This is a genomic window from Ferrovibrio sp., assembly GCF_017994015.1.
Lineage (GTDB): Bacteria > Pseudomonadota > Alphaproteobacteria > Ferrovibrionales > Ferrovibrionaceae > Ferrovibrio.
The window spans coordinates 1-18,521 of the sequence record NZ_JAGOLP010000061.1 but is presented as its reverse complement, the minus strand read 5'-3'; the positions used below and the strand labels follow the sequence as shown (position 1 = coordinate 18,521).

The 18,521-nt window shown below is 63.1% G+C and carries 20 protein-coding genes and 1 pseudogene; 14 read left to right on the top strand and 7 right to left on the bottom strand.

The window, feature by feature from the left end; translation table 11 throughout:
• A partial coding sequence (locus KBB36_RS18065) for a pentapeptide repeat-containing protein (RefSeq protein ID WP_290984202.1) occupies positions 1–456 on the top strand: 456 nt, incomplete at its 5' end.
• A gap of 6 nt (positions 457–462) precedes the next feature.
• Here the strand turns inward: KBB36_RS18065 and KBB36_RS18060 are convergent.
• The 3 genes from KBB36_RS18060 to KBB36_RS18050 form a co-directional block, all read right to left on the bottom strand.
• On the bottom strand, positions 463–669 hold the full coding sequence (locus KBB36_RS18060; protein WP_290984199.1) for a hypothetical protein: 207 nt from the start codon (positions 667–669) through the stop codon (positions 463–465).
• A 39-nt stretch (positions 670–708) separates the two neighbouring features.
• On the bottom strand, positions 709–1,218 hold the full coding sequence (locus KBB36_RS18055; protein ID WP_290984196.1) for a hypothetical protein: 510 nt from the start codon (positions 1,216–1,218) through the stop codon (positions 709–711).
• A 122-nt stretch (positions 1,219–1,340) separates the two neighbouring features.
• Positions 1,341–1,952, bottom strand: a complete 612-nt coding sequence (locus KBB36_RS18050) for an NAD(P)-dependent oxidoreductase (RefSeq protein WP_290984193.1) — start codon at positions 1,950–1,952, stop codon at positions 1,341–1,343.
• A 129-nt stretch (positions 1,953–2,081) separates the two neighbouring features.
• Here KBB36_RS18050 and KBB36_RS18045 point away from each other — a divergent pair, with 129 nt between their 5' ends.
• Complete coding sequence (locus KBB36_RS18045) at positions 2,082–2,480, top strand: helix-turn-helix domain-containing protein (RefSeq protein ID WP_290984191.1); 399 nt, start codon at positions 2,082–2,084, stop codon at positions 2,478–2,480.
• A 70-nt stretch (positions 2,481–2,550) separates the two neighbouring features.
• Here KBB36_RS18045 and KBB36_RS18040 read toward each other — a convergent pair whose 3' ends face one another.
• A complete protein-coding gene (locus tag KBB36_RS18040) occupies positions 2,551–4,578 on the bottom strand; it encodes a PhoX family phosphatase (RefSeq protein WP_290984188.1) in 2,028 nt (675 codons plus the stop codon).
• A gap of 252 nt (positions 4,579–4,830) precedes the next feature.
• Here KBB36_RS18040 and KBB36_RS18035 point away from each other — a divergent pair, with 252 nt between their 5' ends.
• Positions 4,831–6,744 carry a methyl-accepting chemotaxis protein gene (locus tag KBB36_RS18035; RefSeq protein WP_290984186.1) on the top strand — a complete coding sequence of 638 codons (1,914 nt, stop codon included), beginning with the start codon at positions 4,831–4,833 and terminating at the stop codon, positions 6,742–6,744.
• On the opposite strand, the gene xth is transcribed toward KBB36_RS18035, so the two are convergent.
• From xth to erpA, 3 genes are read right to left on the bottom strand one after another with little or no spacing between them, the layout of a single operon-like run.
• Positions 6,741–7,508, bottom strand: coding sequence for an exodeoxyribonuclease III (gene xth, locus KBB36_RS18030; protein ID WP_290984184.1), 768 nt, complete (start codon positions 7,506–7,508; stop codon positions 6,741–6,743). The two genes, KBB36_RS18035 and xth, sit on opposite strands and share 4 nt — an antisense overlap.
• Positions 7,505–8,077, bottom strand: coding sequence for a cysteine hydrolase family protein (locus KBB36_RS18025; RefSeq protein ID WP_290984181.1), 573 nt, complete (start codon positions 8,075–8,077; stop codon positions 7,505–7,507). The genes xth and KBB36_RS18025 overlap by 4 nt, the downstream gene beginning before the upstream one ends.
• A 6-nt stretch (positions 8,078–8,083) precedes the next feature.
• Positions 8,084–8,488, bottom strand: coding sequence for an iron-sulfur cluster insertion protein ErpA (erpA, locus tag KBB36_RS18020; RefSeq protein ID WP_290984178.1), 405 nt, complete (start codon positions 8,486–8,488; stop codon positions 8,084–8,086).
• A 154-nt stretch (positions 8,489–8,642) separates the two neighbouring features.
• Here erpA and argS point away from each other — a divergent pair, with 154 nt between their 5' ends.
• The 11 genes and pseudogenes from argS to KBB36_RS17965 form a co-directional block, all read left to right on the top strand.
• Entirely contained in the window at positions 8,643–10,394 is a 1,752-nt protein-coding gene (argS, locus tag KBB36_RS18015) for an arginine--tRNA ligase (RefSeq protein WP_290984175.1), read from the top strand.
• Between the two features lie 2 nt (positions 10,395–10,396).
• Positions 10,397–11,242 (top strand): SPOR domain-containing protein, encoded by an 846-nt coding sequence (locus KBB36_RS18010; RefSeq protein ID WP_290984172.1) that lies wholly within the window; start codon positions 10,397–10,399, stop codon positions 11,240–11,242.
• Positions 11,229–12,275 (top strand): beta-N-acetylhexosaminidase, encoded by a 1,047-nt coding sequence (gene nagZ, locus KBB36_RS18005; RefSeq protein ID WP_290984169.1) that lies wholly within the window; start codon positions 11,229–11,231, stop codon positions 12,273–12,275. Before KBB36_RS18010 ends, nagZ begins: the two co-directional genes overlap by 14 nt.
• Before the next feature lie 9 nt (positions 12,276–12,284).
• Positions 12,285–12,977, top strand: a complete 693-nt coding sequence (locus KBB36_RS18000; protein WP_290984166.1) for a site-2 protease family protein — start codon at positions 12,285–12,287, stop codon at positions 12,975–12,977.
• Positions 12,978–13,013: 36 nt separating this feature from the next.
• Positions 13,014–13,940: a ScpA family protein gene (locus tag KBB36_RS17995; RefSeq protein WP_290984164.1), complete on the top strand. Its 927-nt coding sequence runs from the start codon at positions 13,014–13,016 to the stop codon at positions 13,938–13,940.
• Between the two features lie 2 nt (positions 13,941–13,942).
• Entirely contained in the window at positions 13,943–14,917 is a 975-nt protein-coding gene (scpB, locus tag KBB36_RS17990) for an SMC-Scp complex subunit ScpB (RefSeq protein ID WP_290984162.1), read from the top strand.
• Entirely contained in the window at positions 14,910–15,947 is a 1,038-nt protein-coding gene (locus KBB36_RS17985; RefSeq protein WP_290984160.1) for an ABC transporter ATP-binding protein, read from the top strand. The genes scpB and KBB36_RS17985 overlap by 8 nt, the downstream gene beginning before the upstream one ends.
• Before the next feature lie 117 nt (positions 15,948–16,064).
• Positions 16,065–16,337, top strand: coding sequence for a twin-arginine translocase TatA/TatE family subunit (locus tag KBB36_RS17980; protein ID WP_290984158.1), 273 nt, complete (start codon positions 16,065–16,067; stop codon positions 16,335–16,337).
• Positions 16,338–16,452: 115 nt separating this feature from the next.
• On the top strand, positions 16,453–16,896 hold the full coding sequence (gene tatB, locus KBB36_RS17975) for a Sec-independent protein translocase protein TatB (RefSeq protein WP_290984155.1): 444 nt from the start codon (positions 16,453–16,455) through the stop codon (positions 16,894–16,896).
• Positions 16,893–17,771, top strand: coding sequence for a twin-arginine translocase subunit TatC (tatC, locus tag KBB36_RS17970; protein ID WP_290984152.1), 879 nt, complete (start codon positions 16,893–16,895; stop codon positions 17,769–17,771). Before tatB ends, tatC begins: the two co-directional genes overlap by 4 nt.
• Before the next feature lie 18 nt (positions 17,772–17,789).
• Positions 17,790–18,521, top strand: a pseudogene (locus KBB36_RS17965) (serine--tRNA ligase); the annotation flags it as partial.

The following is an 18,521-nucleotide window of genomic DNA, read 5'->3' as shown; positions in this document are numbered from 1 at the left end:
GATCTTGAGGGCGCCGATTTCTCCTATGCCACGCTGAATGCGGTGCAGCTCAAGGGCGCCAAGCTGCATGAGGCGAATTTCCGCCTGGCGGATCTGTCGCCTGACATGTTCAAGCAGCTCAAAGGCAGTGATGCCCGCGTGCCCGAGCCGGTGGCGCAGCATATTCTGGATGAAGCCGTGCGCCAGCATATGCGCTGGGTTGATAGTGACGGCACAGCAGGGCGCCGCGCCGTGATGGTAGGCTGGTATCTGGCGCGGGCGCATCTGGCTCAGGTCAATCTCAGCGGTGCCGATCTGCGCCGCACCAACCTGGCCAATGCCAATCTGCATGGCGCCAAGCTGATCTGCACTGATCTGCGGGAAGCCAACCTGATGTATGCCAATTTCACCGATGCCGACCTGCGCGGTTCCTCAATCGAAGGCGCTCGCGGCCTGCCCACCACCACAAAAGTGTAAAGCCGATCAGCGCCGGGCGCTTTTGCTCGGCGTGGCTTGGGCGTTGAGACCACGCACCGCTTTCAGGATACGGCGCCATAACAGGTGGCCGACAAAATTGCCCGACGAAAACATTTCATCCACCTGGGCCGCGGCATGGCTTTCGGCGCGGCGTGCGCCATGGTCGGCGATCAGGTCGCGGGCAGCTCGCCAGATATCGGCATCGGTGGTCATGCAGGCGATCCTGGCCGTAAAAGGTAAGCGAAGTGTGTATTATTCTATTAAGTCCTGGGTCTTTTCCACGGCAAGGCGCAGGCCAGCGAGCAATTCCTGCTCCAGCTTGCCGCCAGTACCACTGATGCCGCGCGCCAGCACAACATACAATGCGTCGATATGGATGCTGATAACCTCGAATTGGCGGTCATTCGGCAGTGCCAGCTTGGCCATGAAATCATGCAGTGACTTTGCCAGTTGGGTGAGCAGCGGAAAGCCGAAGGTGCCACCCATGCCTTTCACGTCGAAAGCCAGGTCGGTGATGGTGCCAAGGATAAAAATGCGCTGGAATTCGTCGACTTCGGCTTCCTTGGCCAGCCGGCGCATTTCACGCAGCTTATCCAGCACTTCGGTGGAGAACTCATCCTTGCTCTCCAGGATGGTGGCCTCGATGCGGGCGCGCAGTTCGTCGGTCAGATTAAGATCGAAGCCGGTCTTGTAATTGATCGCGCGCTGCCGCAGGCCCTGCGGCGCCTTGATGATACGGGGACGTTCCTTGCGGGGCGCCATGTCTGCCTGATTTGTAACCGTGAATTGAAAAACACTTCCTGGCGGTTATATCGGGCGGATTCTGGAAAGAATAGGGCTTCCGGACTGGATTCCGGAAGCCCCTGACCAAGATGTGATCGGTATCAATAGGCGATAGTGAACCGTTTACGGATGTTTTTCGGCGCTTCCAGTTCGTCAACGGCGGCGATGGCATAGTCTTCCATGGAAATCCGGCTATGGCCTTCGGCATCGGTGAGCAGCGCATCGCCACCGAGCCGGAATGTGCCGGTTCGCTCGCCAGGGTTGATCTCTGCGGCGGGCGAGAAGAAAGTCCACTCCAGATCGTCGATCCGGCGCAATTCATTCAGGAATACCAGGCCGGCGCTGGCTTCCGGCTTATAGGCTTCCGGGAAGCCGGGCGTGGTGACCAGGGCAACACCCGGTGCCACTTCCAGGCTACCGGCGCCGCCCACCACCAGAACGCGCTTCACCCCGGCCAGGCGCAGGGCTTGCACCAGCGGGCCGGCGCTGTAGCTGGCAAAGCGTCCGGCGGCCACCACGGCATCAAAACCACGCAGGCTGGTTGCCAAGGCTTCAGGCTGGCCGGCATCGCCTTGTAACACGGTCACGCCGGTCGGGGCGGTGCCGGCGCCTGGGTTGCGGGCAAAGCCGGTGACGCTATGGCCACGATTAAGCGCCTCGGTTGCGATGCGCGAGCCGATCCGGCCGGTGATGCCGATGATGGCGAGTTTCATGTCAGGTTCCTTCCTGTGGAATACCAAGTTACGAGAAGGAACTAGATACTCTCTTGTAATCTAGTGTAAAGAAGGCATCATATCGTGCCAAAGGCACAGCAGGGTAACCATCTGAAAGGCGCCCCCTCCATGTCATCCGGCCCCGGACCCCGTGATACCAAGGTTTATGCCTGCCCGGTGCGTGATGTGCTGGACCGGGTTGGCGATGCCTGGACCGTGCTGGTGGTGCTGGTGCTGGTGCAGGCCGGCAAGCTGCGCTTCAACCAGTTGCGGCGGGAAATCCCCGCCATCTCGCAGCGTATGCTGACGGTCACGTTGCGCAGCCTGGAGCGTGATGGCTTGGTCAGCCGGGTGGTGATCCCCAGCACGCCGCCACAAGTGGAATACGCACTGACCGAAATGGGCCGTTCGCTGGCCGGCGCCATCAATGTACTGGCCGGCTGGGCCGAGGCCAATCAGCCACAGGTGCAGGCGGCGCGGCGGGCTTATGACAGCCGCAAGGATGACAGTCAGAGCGATGCCGCCTGAGCCAGAAAAAGGGCCCCCGGCATGGTGTCCGGAGGCCCGTGGCTACCGCTTCTGAAAGCTGGGGTGGGGATCAGCTGCCGAGCACGCCACCATCCTGTTTGGTGATCACAATAACCGAGGGGCGCGGCGGCATGCCGTCCTTGAAATCCGGCCAGCGAGTTGCCGGATCTTCAAACGTGGAAACCTTGCCATTACGCGTGAATGCCTCGGCGCCATCAGCGGCGGGATGCTGCACCGAGACGAACAGGCCCTTGTCATCCGGCGTGAAGCAGGGGCCGCAAATCTCGGCGCCGACCGGATTGCGGTAGAACATTTTTGAGCGGCCGCGCTGCGGGCCTTCGGTTTCCACCGCCCAGATGCCATCCGCCGTGCCACTGGCCTTCTTCCAGGCTTCGCCCTGGTCGGTGCCCACCCAGAAGCGGCCCTGGCTGTCGAAAGCGGCATTATCGGGACAGGCAAACCAGCCATTGCTACTGGTTTCCGGGCCGTATTTGCCAGCCACCGCCGGATTGAGCGGATCGCCGGCCTGTATCAGCAGGTTCCAGGTGAAGCGCAAGGCGGCATGATCGCCATTCTCCGGCACCATCTCCACGATCTGGCCCCATTCATTGGCGGCGCGGCTATTGGCGGCATCAAGCTGGTCGGCCTTGCGCCGGCTGTTATTGGTCAGCATGGCATAGACCTTGCCGCTGACCGGATTGACCTCGATCTCCTCCGGCCGGTCCATCTTGGTGGCGCCGAGCAGGTCGGCGGCGCGGCGCGCCTCGATCAGTACATCGGCCTGGCTGTTGAAGCCATTGGCCGGCGTCAGCGGCCCCTGGCCCTGCACCAGCGGCAGCCAAATGCCGCTGCCATCGGCATTGTAGCGCGCCACATATAATGTGCCGTGATCCAGCAAATCCATATTGGCGGCGCGGTTCTTCGGATCAAAGCGGTCGCGCGTGACGAATTTGTAGACATACTCAAAACGCTCGTCATCGCCGCTATACACCGCCACGCGGCCATCCTGGTTCACCACCGGCGTGGCGCCCTCATGCTTGAAGCGGCCCAAAGCGGTGCGCTTTTTCGGCACCGAGGTTGGGTCATAGGGATCAACCTCCACGATCCAGCCATAGCGGTTCGCCTCGTTGGGTTCCTTGGCAATGTCAAAACGCTCATGGAACTTGCCCCAGGCATACCAATTGTCAGGCACGCCATAGCGTTTGTGGTTACGCGCCTCGCTGCTGGTATCGTCCAGCTTGCCCCAGAAATAGCCGTGGAAATTCTCTTCGCCGGACAGCACGGTGCCCCAGGGCGTGACGCCGCCGGCACAATTGTTGATCGTGCCGATGGCGTTGCGGCCGGCAGTATCGGCGCGGGTTTTCAAGCGGGCATGGCCGGCGGCCGGGCCGGTGAGGATGCAGCGGCTATCCAGCGCATCGATGCGGCGATTGTAGCGGCTGCCGCTCAGCACCGACCATTTGCCTTCAGGGGTTTTCTGGATTTCCACCACGCTCATGCCATGCGCGGCCATTTCGATCGCCACCAATTCGGCGGTCATGCCGGCAAAATTCACGCTCTTGGCTTCCTGGCGGCCAAGGCCAGGGAACATCAGTTCCTCGTTGGTATATTCGTGGTTCACCACCAGCAGGCCGCGCGCCGGGTTGGTGCTGCCCAGCGGCAGCGGCATATAGGCCACGTAATCGTTGTTGTAGCCAAACTGCTTCTGCTGCGCCTGGGCGCTCTGGCGCAACGGATCGAAGGCGGGGGCGTCGGCAGTCACCGGGTCGCCCCAGCGGATCAGTACATCCACATTGTAGCCCGCCGCCACATGATGCGTGCGGTCTACACCATGGCTCACTTCGGCAAAGGCAAAACTGTGGCGGGCCGGCGTTGCCGCCTTGGCCTGGGACTGCGCCTGGGCCTCGGCCGGGGCGAACAAACCGCCAGTGGCAGCCAGGGCGCTGCCGGCCAACAGGCCTTGCAGCACCGAGCGGCGGCCATAACGATGCACCACGATATGGTCAAACTGGGCATTGGCGCTGGGATTGATGCCGGCATCCTGGGAGGCTTCATAAGCCTGGGCGCGGGTGGTGCCGGTGGGAAGCTGGTGGGGCATGGCTTTATCCGGGAATCGGGTGAGGGGGCGGCGCCCTCCCGATAGCCCCCTTAGGCGACAACACCATGACGGTTGCGTTGCCATCGCGTTGCACGCGCATTCATGCGAGTGATTTAGACTAAGGTCGCAGGCGCCCCGCACCATGCCGCCGCAAATGCCATGGTGCGGGTTCGTCCGGCCAGATACTATTATCGAAAAATAACGCAGGTCTGGCTGGTTCGTGCCGGCCTGCGCATAAAGTTAGGAGGGAATATGCGTGTTATAGCAACACTACCGGTAGCATTGCGCGTCGGGTTGCCTGTGATCATCCTGTTTGGCTTGGCGGCCGCCACACTCAGCCTGTTGGCGCAATCGATGGCGGGCACCACCTTGATTGGTGCCGGCGCGACAGTGCTGCTGCTGGCGCTGCTGGCAGCGGTTTTTATCATTGGCCAGGGCGGCGACGGGCTGCTGCGTGAGGCGCTGGCGGCCTGGCCCAATCTGCCGCCTGTGGCGCGGCCGGCGCCGCTCTTTGGGGCATTTGAACGGCTTGATACGCTGTGGGGCGACCTGACGGCCGAGCGCGACGGCCTGCGCCAGCGCCTCAGCGAACTGGAAGCCGACATGCAGGCGAATGCCCGGCGCGATCAGCAGGCGATGAGCCAGGTGGCTGAATTGTGCAGCGCCATCGGCGGCGGTGTGCTGGACCGGCGCGTCAATGCTGCCGGCGGCGATATCGCCCAGCGCTTCAACAATATGGCGGAAAGCCTGGATGAAGTGGTTGGCGCGTTGAAGCAGCTTTTTGCCCGCATGGCGGAAGGTGATCTGTCGGAAGGCATGAATTATCGCCAGGGCGGCGATTTTGCCGCCATCCGTGAAGGCGCGGCGCAGGCGATCAATCGCCTCAGTGAAGTGGTCGGCACTATTCTCTATGCCGCCAATGAAATCTCGGCTTCCACGGTGCAGCTCAACCGCGAAGCGGCGGGCCTGGCGCAGCGCGCCGAGGCGCAATCTGACTCTCTCAGCGCCGTGGCCAGCGATACGCGCAGCCTGAACGAAGCGGCTCAGGCCAACGAACTGGCTGCCAAACGCGCCAACCAGCAGGCGGCAGCGGCGCGTGCGGCAGCCGAGAATGGCGTCAAGGTGGTCGGCCGCTCGGTCGAGGCCATGAACGAGATGGCCGAGATGTCGCAGCGCATTTCAGAGATCACCTCGCTGATCAACGAGATCGCCTTTCAGACCAACCTGCTGGCGCTGAATGCCAGTGTGGAAGCGGCGCGTGCCGGCGAGGCCGGCAAGGGCTTTGCCGTGGTGGCGCAGGAAGTGCGCGCCCTGGCCGGCCGCTCGGCCAATGCCTCCAAGGATATCGGCGCCATTATCAAACAGTCGAACGACAAGGTGAAATCTGGCGTCGGCCTGGTCAGCGAAACCGGCACCGTGTTGCAGCAGATTGCCGGCGCCATCGAGAATATGGGCCAGCAACTCGGCGAGATCGAGCAGGCGTCAAGCGAGCAGCTTGGCCGCGTGCAGGGCGTCAGCCAGGCCATTGTAGGCATGGATCAGGCCACACGCGAATATCTCGCCGTGGTGCAACGTACCACCAGCTCGATTCAGGAGATCGACAAGCAGGTTGCCAATCTCGCCACCCAGACCGCCTTTGTCACCACCGTGGCCGATCTGCCTTTTGTCTCGGCGGCACGGCAGGGCGCAGCGCAGATCACCGAGTTGTTCGAGCGTGCGCTTGAGCGCGGCGAAATCCGCCTGGAGGATTTGTTCGACGAAACCTATCAGCCGATCCCGGGCAGCAACCCGCAGCAATTCATGACCCGCTTCGTCAAATTCACCGACACCTACTTGCCGAAAATCCAGGAACCGATCCTCAGTGCCAACAGCGCCATCGCCTTCTGCGCGGCACTCGACCGCAACGGCTTCCTGCCGACGCATAACACAAAATACAGCCAGCCGCAGGGCAGCGACCCGGTATGGAATGCCGCCAATTGCCGCAACCGCCGCATCTTCAACGATCCGGTCGGCCTGGCCTGCGGCCGCAGCACCAAGTCATACCTGTTGCAATGCTACCGCCGCGACATGGGCGGCGGCCAGTTGCTGCTGATGAAGGATGCCTCGGCGCCCATCGCGGTGCGCGGCCGCCATTGGGGCGGCTTCCGCATCGGGTTTAAGGTTTAGTCGATCTCGACCCAGATCGGCACATGGTCTGAGGCTTTTTCCTGGCCGCGCGGCTGGCGGTCGATCTCGCAGGCCTTGAGGCGATCCGCCAGGGCCGGGCTGAGCAGGAAATGGTCGATGCGCAGGCCGTGGTTTTTCGGCCAGGCGCCGGCCTGATAATCCCAGAAGGAATATTCCTGCACATTGGGATGCAGCGCACGCCAGGCTTCGGTGAGGCCGAGATTGAGCAGGGCGCGGAAGCGCTTGCGGCTGTCGATATAGCACAGCGCATCCTCGGCCCAGCCGGCCGGGTCATACACGTCCATGTCGGTGGGGCAGATATTATAATCGCCGGCGAGCAGGAAGGGGCGGTCGGCGGCGAGCAGCCGGGCGGCATGGGCTTCCAGCCGGCGCATCCAGGCCAGCTTGTAATCGTATTTATCGCCGGGGCGCGGATTGCCATTGGGCAGATACAGCCCGCCCACGATGATATCGGCAATATCGGCCTCAATGTAACGCGCCTGCTCGTCGGCATCATCGCCGGGCAGGCGAATGCGGATATCGCTGACCGGCAGCTTGGAGAGCAGGGCAACGCCGTTATAACTTTTCTGCCCATGCGGGGTGCAGGCATAGCCCAGTTCCTGCAATTCCAGCGTCGGGAAATCGGCATCCTGGCATTTGATTTCCTGCAACAGCACCACATCCGGCGCAGCACGGCGCAGCCAGTCCAGCACATTGGGCAGGCGGGCCTTGATCGAATTGACATTCCAGGAAGCGATTTTCATGCCGGGCCGGTTTCTGCAAAGCCGGCGAGAATCGTCGCCGTGTCGGCGATACTACAATATTCACCCGCCAGATTTGCCAGCGACATGGCATGCACTTCTTCGGCCGAATGCAGGCGGCCGGTAAAGTCGCGTTTGGCGAAGGTGTAGCAGGCATCGGCCACCAGGCAGGTGTCGAAGCCGAGATTGCCGGCCATGCGCACGGTGGCTTCCACCGAATTATTGGTGACCACGCCGGCCACCACCAGGGCATTGATGCCGTTTTGGCGCAGATGCTGTTCCAGCCCGGTGCCGATAAAGGCGCTGTTGGTGCGTTTGGCGATCACGGTTTCGCCGGGCAGCGGTGCCGTGGCGGGTTTGAAATCGTTGCCGGGCTGGCCCGGCCGGTAGGCCGAGTCGGGCAGCACTGAATCATGGCGGACATGGATGATCGGCTGGCCGGCAGCGCGCCAGGCCGTCAACAGACGGGCGGTATTGGCCTCGGCCTCGGGGTTGTTGCGCGGCCCTTCGGCAGCGTGATAGGGCGCATCGATGGCGAATTGCAGGTCGATCAGCAGCAGCGCGGCGGGCAAGCCGGATCAGACCGCGAAGGAATTGCCGCAGCCGCAGCTTGCCGTGGCCAGCGGATTGCGGATCTGGAAGCCGGCGCCAGACAGGTCTTCCACAAAGTCGATCTCGGCGCCGCGCATATAATCGGCGGAAATCTGGTCAATTACCAGGGTGGCGCCGTCGCGCTGCACCAGCAGATCGTCGCCGGTAACGGCATCATCCAGGGTGAAGCTGTATTGAAACCCCGAGCAGCCGCCGCCGGAAACCGAGACACGCAGTTTCAGCGCTGGATTGCCCTCGCTGGCAACAATAACACCGATCCGCTTGGCCGCATTGGCCGAAAGCCCGACCGGGGCCGCCGCGCTGGCATTGGGGGCCAACCCGGTGGCGGAAGCCTGCTGATCCTGCAAAACCGCATCCATTGCTTTATTCATCTCCGGTTTACCAAGGCTTTACCCTTGCAAGTCCAGTATTTAGGGAGTTTCGCCCGGATGTCAATTTAACTGGGCCAATCTGGCGCGGCGTTGCCATGCCGGGGTCCGGTCTGTAGTGTCCGCCGCGATTCGAACCGTTTGGGTCTTGTAGAATATGAATATTTTCGCCGAATTTCGCCGCGCGGTTCAGCAAGCCGTGCATCAACTGGCCGAGCAGGGTGTGCTGCCGGGCGAGTTGCCGTTGCATGCCATCACGGTGGAGCCGCCACGTGATGCGTCGCATGGCGACCTGGCCACCAATGTGGCCATGGTGCTGGGCAAGCCGGCGAAAATGGCGCCGCGCGCCCTGGCCGAGAAGTTGCAGCCGTTGCTGGCCGCGCATGAAGCGGTGACGGCGGTGGAAATCGCCGGCCCGGGTTTCATCAATCTGCGGCTCAATCCGGCGGCCTGGCAGGCCCAGGCAGCGGTGATCCTGAAGGCTGGCATTGGCTATGGCGACAGCCGGCTGGGCAATGGCGAGCCGGTGAATGTGGAATATGTTTCGGCCAACCCGACCGGGCCGATGCATGTGGGCCATTGCCGCGGCGCCGTGTTCGGCGATGCCCTGGCTGCCCTGCTGGAAAAGGCCGGCTATCAGGTCTGCCGCGAATATTACATCAACGATGCCGGCGCCCAGGTGGATGTGCTGGCGCGTTCGGCGCATCTGCGCTACCGCGAGGCTTTGGGCGAAAGCATCACAATCCCCGAAGGGCTTTACCCGGGCGATTATCTCAAGCCGCTGGGCGCCGCCCTGGCAGAGAAATACGGTGCGTTATACCGCGACGCGCCGGAGCCGAACTGGCTGCCGATTTTCCGCCTCGCCGCCACCGATGCGATGATGGACATGATCCGCGACGATCTGGCGGCGCTGAATATCCGCCATGCGGTCTTCACCTCGGAGCGTTTGCTGCATGAAAACGGCGCGGTTCAGCAGGCTTTTGATCGCCTGCATCAGCGCGGCCTGATCTATACCGGCGTGCTGGAACCGCCCAAGGGCAAGCTGCCGGATGATTGGGAGGCGCGGCCGCAAGCCTTGTTCAAGGCCAGCGAATTCGGCGACGACACCGACCGGCCGTTGCAGAAATCCGATGGTTCCTGGACCTATTTCGGCGCCGACATCGCTTATCACGACGACAAGTATCGCCGTGGCTTCAAGCAGATGATCGATATCTGGGGCGCCGATCATGGCGGCTATGTCAAGCGCATGAAGGCCGCCGTGAAGGCGATGTCGGGCGGCGAGGGCGAGCTGGATGTGAAGCTGGTGCAGATGGTCAACCTGCTGGATGACGGCCAGCCGGTGCGCATGAGCAAGCGGGCCGGCACCTTCGTTACGCTGCGCGATGTGGTGGATGAAGTGGGCAAGGACGTGGTCCGCTTCATCATGCTGACGCGCAAGAATGACGCGCAGCTCGATTTTGATTTCAAGAAAGTGACCGAGCAGTCGAAGGATAATCCGGTCTTTTATGTGCAATACGCCCATGCCCGCATCTGCTCGGTGCTGCGTAATGCGCGCACCGAAGTGCCGGCCATTGCCACCGATGATGCCGCGTTGGCCGCTGCCGATATGAGCCTGCTGGGTCATGAGGCGGAACTGGCTTTGCTCAAGCTGCTGGCTGGCTGGCCGCGTTTGGTTGAGTCGGCTGCCGAAGCGCATGAGCCGCATCGCGTGGCTTTTTATCTTCAGGAAGTTGCGGCGGCTTTCCACGGCTTGTGGAATGTTGGCCGCGATGATGTGACGGCGCGTTTCCTGATCCCGGATAACCTGGAACTGACTCGCGCCCGGCTGGCGCTGATCCGTGCGGTGGCGATTGTTATCGCTTCCGGCCTCGCGGTGATGGGCGTCTCGCCCGTTGAAGAAATGAGGTAAGCATGAGTGACCTGCGCACTGACCGGTCTTCGCGCCCGGTTCCCAATGCGGCCCCCGGGCCGGATGCCGCTGCCGGCGGCGCCAAGCGGATGATCACCGCCGGTATCGCGCTGGGCGCGGTGGCGGCTTTTGGCATTGGCATCTGGTTTGCCTATGACCAGGGTGTGAAGCGTGGCGCATCCGGGGCACCGCCGCTGGTGCGTGCCGATCAGGGGCCGGCCAAGGTGGCGCCGGAAAACCCCGGCGGCATGCAGGTGCCAAACCAGGACAAGCAGATTTATGAGCGGCTGGGCAACACCACCGGCAATACCGGGCCGCAGACCGAAAAGCTGCTGCCGCCGCCGGAACGCCCGGTGGCCAGCACCACGGCGCCAGTGGTGACCCCGGCACCGGCCGGCACAATGCCTGCTGCTGGTGCTTCTGTGACCATCCCGACCCGCCCGGCCAATGCGGTGCCAAACCAGGCCCCGGCGCCAACGGCAACGCAAGCTCCCGCAGGCACGCCGGCAGCCCCTGCACGGCAGGCAGCCGCGCCAAGCCCAGCCCCTGCTGCGGCACCGCGCCCGGCTGCCACGCCAGCACCGGCTGCCGCCACGGCCGGTTCGGCCCGCGTGCAGCTGGCGTCATTGCCGGAACAGGCGCAGGCGCAATCCACCTGGGCAGCATTGCAAAAGAAATTCCCCGGTGATCTGGGTGGCCTGACGGCGAATTACGACCGAGTTGATATTCCAGGCAAGGGCGTGTTCTTCCGCGTGCAGGCCGGCCCGCTGCGGGATCGCGCTGCGGCCCAGGCGCTATGCGAAAAACTCTCGGCACAGAAGCAGGGGTGCATCGTTGTTGCCCGCTGATATTTTTGCGCCGGTTGTTGTCGGCTGTGCCGGCCTGGCGCTGACCCCGGCCGAGCAGGCGCTGTTTGCTGAAAAGCGGCCCTTTGGCTTCATCCTGTTTGCGCGCAATATCGATAATCCGGCCCAGGTGAAAAGCCTGGTGGCGGCGTTCCGCGCCGCTGTTGGCAACCCGGCTGCGCCGGTGCTGATCGACCAGGAAGGCGGCCGGGTGGCCCGGCTCAAGCCGCCGCATTGGCCGGTCTTTCCGCCAGCGGCGCGTTTCGGCGCGCTGTACCAGCAGGATGTAGCGGCAGGCCGTGAGGCGGCCTATCTCAATGCCCGCGCTATCGGCGCCGAGCTGGCAGCCCTGGGCATCGATGTGGATTGCGCCCCGGTGGCCGATCTGCCGGTGACCGGCGCGCATGATGTGATCGGCGACCGCGCCTATGGCTTCAGCCCCGAGATCGTGGCGGCTCTGGCCGAGGCGACTTTGCGCGGCCTGCTGGATGCCGGCGTGCTGCCGGTGGTGAAGCATATGCCCGGGCATGGCCGGGCGCGGGCCGACAGCCATCTGGAATTACCGGTGGTGGAAGCCAGCCAGGCCGTGCTGGAAGCCAGCGATTTCCTGCCCTTCAAGGCTTTGCGCCATGCGCCCTGGGCAATGACCGCGCATATTGTTTATACGGCTTATGACCAAGCTCTGCCAGCCACCACCTCGGCCAAGGTGATCCACGAGGTGATCCGGGGCCATATCGGCTTTGACGGTGTGCTGATCTCCGATGACCTGACGATGAAGGCGCTGAACGGCGCGCTGCCCGATCTGGCGCGGGCTTCGTTGTCGGCCGGTTGCGATCTGGTGCTGCATTGCTCCGGCAAGCTGGACGAAATGGCTGCGCTGTTTGGCGGCCTGCCGGTCATGGCGCCGGCTGCCGCCCGCCGCATCGCTGTGGCCGCTGCCGCCAAGCCAGTCGCGCCGCAATCCTTTGCTGCCGAGCAGCGCCACCGGCTTGATGAATTGCTGGCCGAGGCTTTACCGCGCGCCGCGCGCGCCTGATTATCCGGCATGGATTCGGTTCTGAGTTTTTTGCTTGAGGCATCGGCCTGGGTGTTGCCGGCTTTGCTGGCCATCACCCTGCATGAAGCGGCACATGGCTGGGCGGCCTGGAAGCTGGGCGATGACACTGCTTATCGCCTCGGCCGGGTCAGTTTCAATCCGCTGCGCCATATCGACCCGATGGGCACTGTGGTGGTGCCGGGCCTGCTGCTGCTGATGAAGGCGCCATTCCTGTTTGGCTGGGCCAAGCCGGTGCCGGTGGATTTCTGGCGCCTGCCATCGCCGCGGCGCGACATGGCGCTGGTGGCGATTGCCGGGCCGGCAGTCAACCTGGCACAAGCCTATATCGCCATGCTGCTGTATCACGCCCTGCCATATTTTGGCGTCTGGGTCGGCGGCTGGCTGGCGATGAATCTGGAAAATGCCATTCTGATCAATTTGATCCTCTGTGTTTTTAACATGCTGCCTTTGCCGCCGCTGGATGGCGGGCGGGTGGCTGTGGGCTGGCTGCCGCTGGTATTGGCGCGGCCATTGGCCCGGCTGGAACCCTATGGCATGGTGATTTTGCTGGTTTTTATGCTGGCCGTGCCACTTGCAGCACAAACATTGGGCTGGTCGTTCAACCCGGTGGCGGAAATCCTGTCGCCGCTGGTGAGTGGTTTACAGGACATCCTGCTTGTTTTGGCCGGCCACAGCCGCTAGAGCAAAGCGCACCGCTTCTTATTTGCGTGAACCTCAGTGACCGAACCCGAGACGCCCAACCCGTCTGCCCCTGATATGCCGGTGGCCGACCAGCAGCAGACCGACCCGCAGCAGGCTGCGGCCGTGGCGGCGTTTGAAGCGCCGACCCGCGATGGCTTGCCCGAGCCGGTGGCGCTGGCACAGCAACTGGTACTGGAACTGGATGGTTTTGAGGGGCCGCTGGATGTGTTGCTGGCCCTGGCCCGCGATCAGAAGGTGGATCTGCGCCGCATCTCGATCCTGCAACTGGCCGAGCAGTATCTCGCTTTTGTGGCCGAAGTGCGCAAAAGCCGCCTCGAATTGGCCGCCGATTACCTGGTGATGGCGGCCTGGCTGGCCTATCTGAAATCCCGCCTGCTGCTGCCGGAAAAGGAAAAGCCGGGCGAGCCAAGCGGCGAGGAAATGGCCGAGCGGCTGCAATTGCAATTGCGCAAGCTGGAAGCCATGCGCCAGGTGGCCGAGCAGCTGATGAATCGCGACCAGGTTGGCCTGTCGATGTTCCTGCGCGGCATGCCGGAAGGCGTGCGGGTGATCCGCAAATCGATCTTCACCGCCAGCCTGTTCGAATTGCTCAAGGCATATGCCGAATTCCGCTCCAGCCGGGGCAATACCGAAGCGCTGACCATGCGCATGGCACGGCGCCAGATCGTGTCGGTGGAAGAAGCCCTGACCCGGCTGCGCAACATGATCGGCGCGATCCCGGATTGGGCGACCTTGCAGGCTTTCCTACCGCCTGATCTGACCGACCCCTTCACCATCAAGTCGGCGCTTGCCTCCACCTTCAATGCCACGCTCGAAATGGCCAAGCAGGGCCTGATCGAACTGCGCCAGGTGCAGAGCTTTGGCCCGATCTATATCCGCCGCAATACCGGATTGGTCCAGGATAACGGGCCGGCACCGGCGCCGGCGCAGCAGGAAGAGTAACGATGCAGTCCGAGCCGAGCCCAGAGTCGAGCGAAATCCAGGCCGAAGACACGCTGCCCGAAGTGGTGGAGAACGAGGCCGTGGCCGAGATTGCAGCCGAACCGGAAGCTGAAGGCGACGTTGAGGCTGAGGCTGAGGAAGCCGCCGATGACGACGGCGAGGCAGCCGAGGACAATGCCGAGCCGAGCGACAGCGAAGCCGAATTTGCCCAGCAGCTTCGTATTGTCGAGGCGTTGCTGTTCGCTGCCGCCGAGCCGCTGGACGAGGCCAGCCTGCGCAAGCGGCTGCCCAAGAATGCCCGGATCAAGGCCCTGCTGGCTGCGCTGGAAGACCAGTATCGCCCGCGTGGCGTGATCCTCAAGCAGCTTGCCGGGCGCTGGTCTTTCATGACCGCGCCTGATCTCAAGCATCTGCTGGAGCATCATCGCGAGGTAACGCGCAAGCTGTCGCGTGCTGCCATCGAAACCCTGGCGATTGTGGCCTATCACCAGCCGGTGACCCGGGCCGAGATTGAGGAAATCCGTGGTGTTGGCCTGTCGAAAGGCACGCTGGATGTGCTGATGGAAGCCGGCTGGGTCAAGCTGCGTGGCCGCCGCCGCGTGCCGGGCCGCCCGGTGACCTATGGCACATCGGATGAATTCCTGGTGCATTTTGGCCTTGATAGCATCGACAGCCTGCCGGGTCTGGAGGAACTGCGTGCTTCCGGCCTGCTGGAAGCTTTGCCGGCCAGTGGCGGCCTGCCGATGCCGGGCGAGGCGCTGGATGATGCCACGCCGGAAGACCCGCTGGGTGAGGATGATGATGGCCGCGAATTCCTGGAGCCGCTGATCGCCGATCCGGAAACCGCGCCGGTTGCCGCCAATGACGGCGCGGCGCCCGAGGCCGAGGGCGAGGCCGAGGCGATACCGGCAAATCCAGAGCCGGCCGAGACGGATGCCGCGCCCGGCGAAAGCGAAGAACCGCAGAAACATGCCTGATCTCAGCCTCACCGGGGTCAGCCATTTTTATGGTGACAGGCTGGCGGTAGACCAGGTGTCCGTCGCGGTCGGTGAGGGTGAGATATTCTGCCTGCTGGGGCCATCGGGCTGCGGCAAATCCACCACTTTGCGCCTGGTTGCCGGCCTGGAGGATTTACAGCACGGTGTGGTGCGCATTGATGGCCGCGTGGTTGCCGATGCCGGTGTAAACCTGCCCACCGAAAACCGCCATGTCGGCATGGTGTTTCAGGATCATGCGCTTTTTCCGCATCTGACAGTGGCTGATAATATCGGCTTCGGCCTGAACCGCCGCGATCATGCAGCGCGACGCAAAACCGCCGCAACCTGGGCCGGCCGGCTGGGCCTGACGCCGCATCTGGATGTGTTTCCGCATCGGCTTTCCGGCGGCGAGCAGCAGCGCGTGGCGCTGGCCCGCGCCATGGCGCCGGAACCGGCGGTGATGCTGCTGGATGAACCTTTCTCCAGCCTGGATAACCGGCTGCGCGACCAGATCCGTGACGACACGGTGCAACTGCTGAAACAGGCCGGCACCCCCACCTTGCTGGTGACGCATGACCCCGAGGAAGCCATGCGTATGGGTGACCGGATCGGCATCATGCAGGCTGGCCGGCTGGTGCAGGTGGATACGCCGGATGGGGTTTATGCCCGCCCGGCAACGCCATTTGCGGCACGCTTCCTGTCGGAAACCAATGAACTGCTGCTGCACGCCGCAGGCGGTACGGTGACAACGCCCTGGGGCAAGTTGCCGGTGCCGAGCGGGCAGGGCGATGCAGTGGACGCCTTGCTGATGTTTCGCCCGGAAGCATTGGTGGAAGCGGCTGATGGCTTGCCCTGTCGCGTGCTGCGCGCGCGCTCACTGGGCGCTTTCCGCCGCGCCGAAGTGATGTTTGACGCTTTGCCGGGCATGCCTCTGGTGGCGCGGCTGCCGCCGGGGCCGGCGCTGGGCGATGGCGCGGAATTGCGGCTGGCCCTGAATCACAGCGCTTGTTTCGTATTTCCCGCAACTTAACTATGAAAAGTGCCGGGCTGAGTGAATTGCCTAGCGGGGGCAAACTCTGCCATAGTGCTGCTTGATCGAGACGGTTCCGGCGTCTGGCATTGCCCGGCCGCTTCAAGGAGAGAGATGATGGGTTCGTTCAGCATTTGGCATTGGCTGCTGGTTCTGGTGGTTATTCTGATCCTGTTCGGCGCCGGCAAGCTGCCGAAAGTGGCCGGTGACCTGGCCTCGGGGATCAAGAATTTCCGTAAGGGCATGAAGGAAGAGACGGAAGAGAATAAGGATGCCGCCAAGGATGCCGGCGTGATCCAACAAACCGCCGCCGCGCCCCAAGCTGGTGCAACGGCGGCTGGCACAACGGCCCAGGCCGGTGCCACCAGCGACAAGCCGGCCCAGCACTGACGGGCTTGGCACTGAGAGGCTTGGCACGGATCGGTGCCGTTCCGGCCCATCTGTTCATTAACCGCCGCTGCGCCGTGATTGACGGCGCGCGGCCTTTGCATTGAAGGCGTCGGCGATGTTCGACATTGCCTGGTCGGAACTTGGCATTATCGCGGTGGTCGCGCTGGTCGTGATCGGCCCGAAAGACCTGCCGAAAGTGTTGCGCAGCGTCGGCCAATGGGTCGCCAAGGCGCGCAGCATGGCGCGTGAATTCCAGTCCGGCATCGACGACATGGTGCGCGAGTCTGAACTGGACGAATTGCGCAAGGTGGCCAAGTCGGTCACTGATTTCTCGGTTGAGAACGAGATCAAAAAAACCGTTGATCCCGATGGCAGCCTGGAAAAGACCCTGACCGCCGAAGCCCTGCCATCTTATAACGATCTGGTTTCACCCGATGGCACCCTGCCGGCTGCCAGCCCGGCGGATGCGGTGACGACAGAAACCGTGCCGGCTGAAACAGTGATTGCCACGGCAGAGCCTGTTGTGGTGGCGCCGGCCAAGGAAGAACCGAAGCCGTGAGCGACAATAGCCCCGAAAACGAGGTTGAAGCCTCTCGCATGCCGCTGCTCGATCATCTGATCGAGCTGCGCAACCGGCTGATGTGGGCGGTCGGCTCGATCTTCGTGGCCTTCTTCGCCTGTTATTATTTCGCGCCGCAGATTTATAACCTGCTGATGCACCCGCTGATCGAGGCGATGGGCAGCACTGAAGGCCGGCGCATGATCTTCACCGCGCCGCAGGAAGCCTTTTTCACCTATGTGAAACTGGGTTTCTGGGCCGCGGCGGTGGTGGCCTTCCCGGTGATCGCGGCACAAATCTGGATGTTTGTTGCGCCCGGCCTCTACAAGGACGAAAAACGCGCCTTCCTGCCTTTCCTGGTGGCCACGCCGGTGCTGTTCGCCGTTGGCGGCGCCTTCGTCTATTGGTTCATTATGCCGCTGGCGCTGAAATTCTTCATCGGCTTTGAAGGCCATGGCGGCGACGGTACGATCCCGATCCAGCTTGAAACCAAGGTGAGCGAATATCTCTCCCTGGTGATGACGCTGATTTTCGCCTTCGGCCTGGCCTTCCAGTTGCCGGTGCTGCTGACCCTGCTGGGCAAGGTTGGCATCGTATCGGCTGCCGGCCTGGCGGCGAAGCGGCGCTACGCCATCGTTGGCATGTTCATCTTTGCCGCCGTGGTGACGCCGCCGGATGTCATCAGCCAGATCGGCCTGGCGGTGCCGCTGATCCTGCTCTACGAGATTTCGATCTGGGCAGTGAAGCTGATCGAGCGTGATCGCGCCAAGCGGGAAGCGGCGGAGAAGGCGGCGGAAGCCGCCGAGGAAGCCGCAGCCGAGCCCGCCAAACCAGTCGAGACCGGCGAAAACGGCGCCACCCCGCCCGCGCCATAAGCGATATAGGTATTTCCGATGCATGACATAAAAGCCATCCGCGATAATCCGGCCGGCTTCGATGCGGCGATTGCGCGCCGTGGCCTGCCGCCGCAGGCCGAGGCCCTGGTGGCGCTGGATGCCAAGCGCCGCGCCGCCCAGGCCGAATTTGACGCCACCCAGGCCAAACGCAATGCCTTGTCGAAGGAAATCGGCGCCGCCAAGGCCAAGAAGGACGAGGCCCGCGCCAGCGAATTGATGGCCGAAGTGGCGGCGTTGAAGGATGCTTTGGCGCGCCATGAGGCCGATCAGGCGAGTTTTGAAGCCGAGTTGAAGGATGCACTGAGCCGCATCCCCAACCTGCCGGCCGATGATGTGCCGCCCGGTTTGAGCGAGAACGACAATCAGGAACTTCGCCGCCATGGCGCGCCGCGCAATTTTGCCTTCAAGCCGCAGGAACATTTTGAACTGGGCGAGGCGCTTGGCCTGATGGATTTTAATGCCGGCATCAAGCTGGCCGGGGCGCGCTTCACCGTGATGCGCGGCCAACTGGCGCGGCTCAGCCGGGCACTGGGCCAGTTCATGCTCGACCTGCACAGCACCGAATTCGGCTATTCTGAAACCATCGTGCCGCTGCTGGTGAATGACGACACCGCCTTCGGCACCGGCCAGTTGCCCAAGTTTGGCGATGACCTGTTCCGCACCACCACCGGCTATTGGATGATCCCGACCGCCGAAGTGCCGCTGACCAATCTGGCGCGTGATCTGACC

Coding starts and splice junctions, on each gene's coding strand:
- KBB36_RS17985 (WP_290984160.1), top strand. CDS start 14,910: ATGCCTGATCTCAGCCTCACCGGGGTCAGCCATTTTTATGGTGACAGG.
- KBB36_RS18000 (WP_290984166.1), top strand. CDS start 12,285: ATGGATTCGGTTCTGAGTTTTTTGCTTGAGGCATCGGCCTGGGTGTTG.
- KBB36_RS18055 (WP_290984196.1), bottom strand. CDS start 1,218: ATGGCGCCCCGCAAGGAACGTCCCCGTATCATCAAGGCGCCGCAGGGC.
- KBB36_RS18010 (WP_290984172.1), top strand. CDS start 10,397: ATGAGTGACCTGCGCACTGACCGGTCTTCGCGCCCGGTTCCCAATGCG.
- tatB (WP_290984155.1), top strand. CDS start 16,453: ATGTTCGACATTGCCTGGTCGGAACTTGGCATTATCGCGGTGGTCGCG.
- KBB36_RS18050 (WP_290984193.1), bottom strand. CDS start 1,952: ATGAAACTCGCCATCATCGGCATCACCGGCCGGATCGGCTCGCGCATC.
- scpB (WP_290984162.1), top strand. CDS start 13,943: ATGCAGTCCGAGCCGAGCCCAGAGTCGAGCGAAATCCAGGCCGAAGAC.
- KBB36_RS17980 (WP_290984158.1), top strand. CDS start 16,065: ATGGGTTCGTTCAGCATTTGGCATTGGCTGCTGGTTCTGGTGGTTATT.
- KBB36_RS18035 (WP_290984186.1), top strand. CDS start 4,831: ATGCGTGTTATAGCAACACTACCGGTAGCATTGCGCGTCGGGTTGCCT.
- xth (WP_290984184.1), bottom strand. CDS start 7,508: ATGAAAATCGCTTCCTGGAATGTCAATTCGATCAAGGCCCGCCTGCCC.
- KBB36_RS18040 (WP_290984188.1), bottom strand. CDS start 4,578: ATGCCCCACCAGCTTCCCACCGGCACCACCCGCGCCCAGGCTTATGAA.
- argS (WP_290984175.1), top strand. CDS start 8,643: ATGAATATTTTCGCCGAATTTCGCCGCGCGGTTCAGCAAGCCGTGCAT.
- erpA (WP_290984178.1), bottom strand. CDS start 8,488: ATGAATAAAGCAATGGATGCGGTTTTGCAGGATCAGCAGGCTTCCGCC.
- KBB36_RS18045 (WP_290984191.1), top strand. CDS start 2,082: ATGTCATCCGGCCCCGGACCCCGTGATACCAAGGTTTATGCCTGCCCG.
- KBB36_RS18060 (WP_290984199.1), bottom strand. CDS start 669: ATGACCACCGATGCCGATATCTGGCGAGCTGCCCGCGACCTGATCGCC.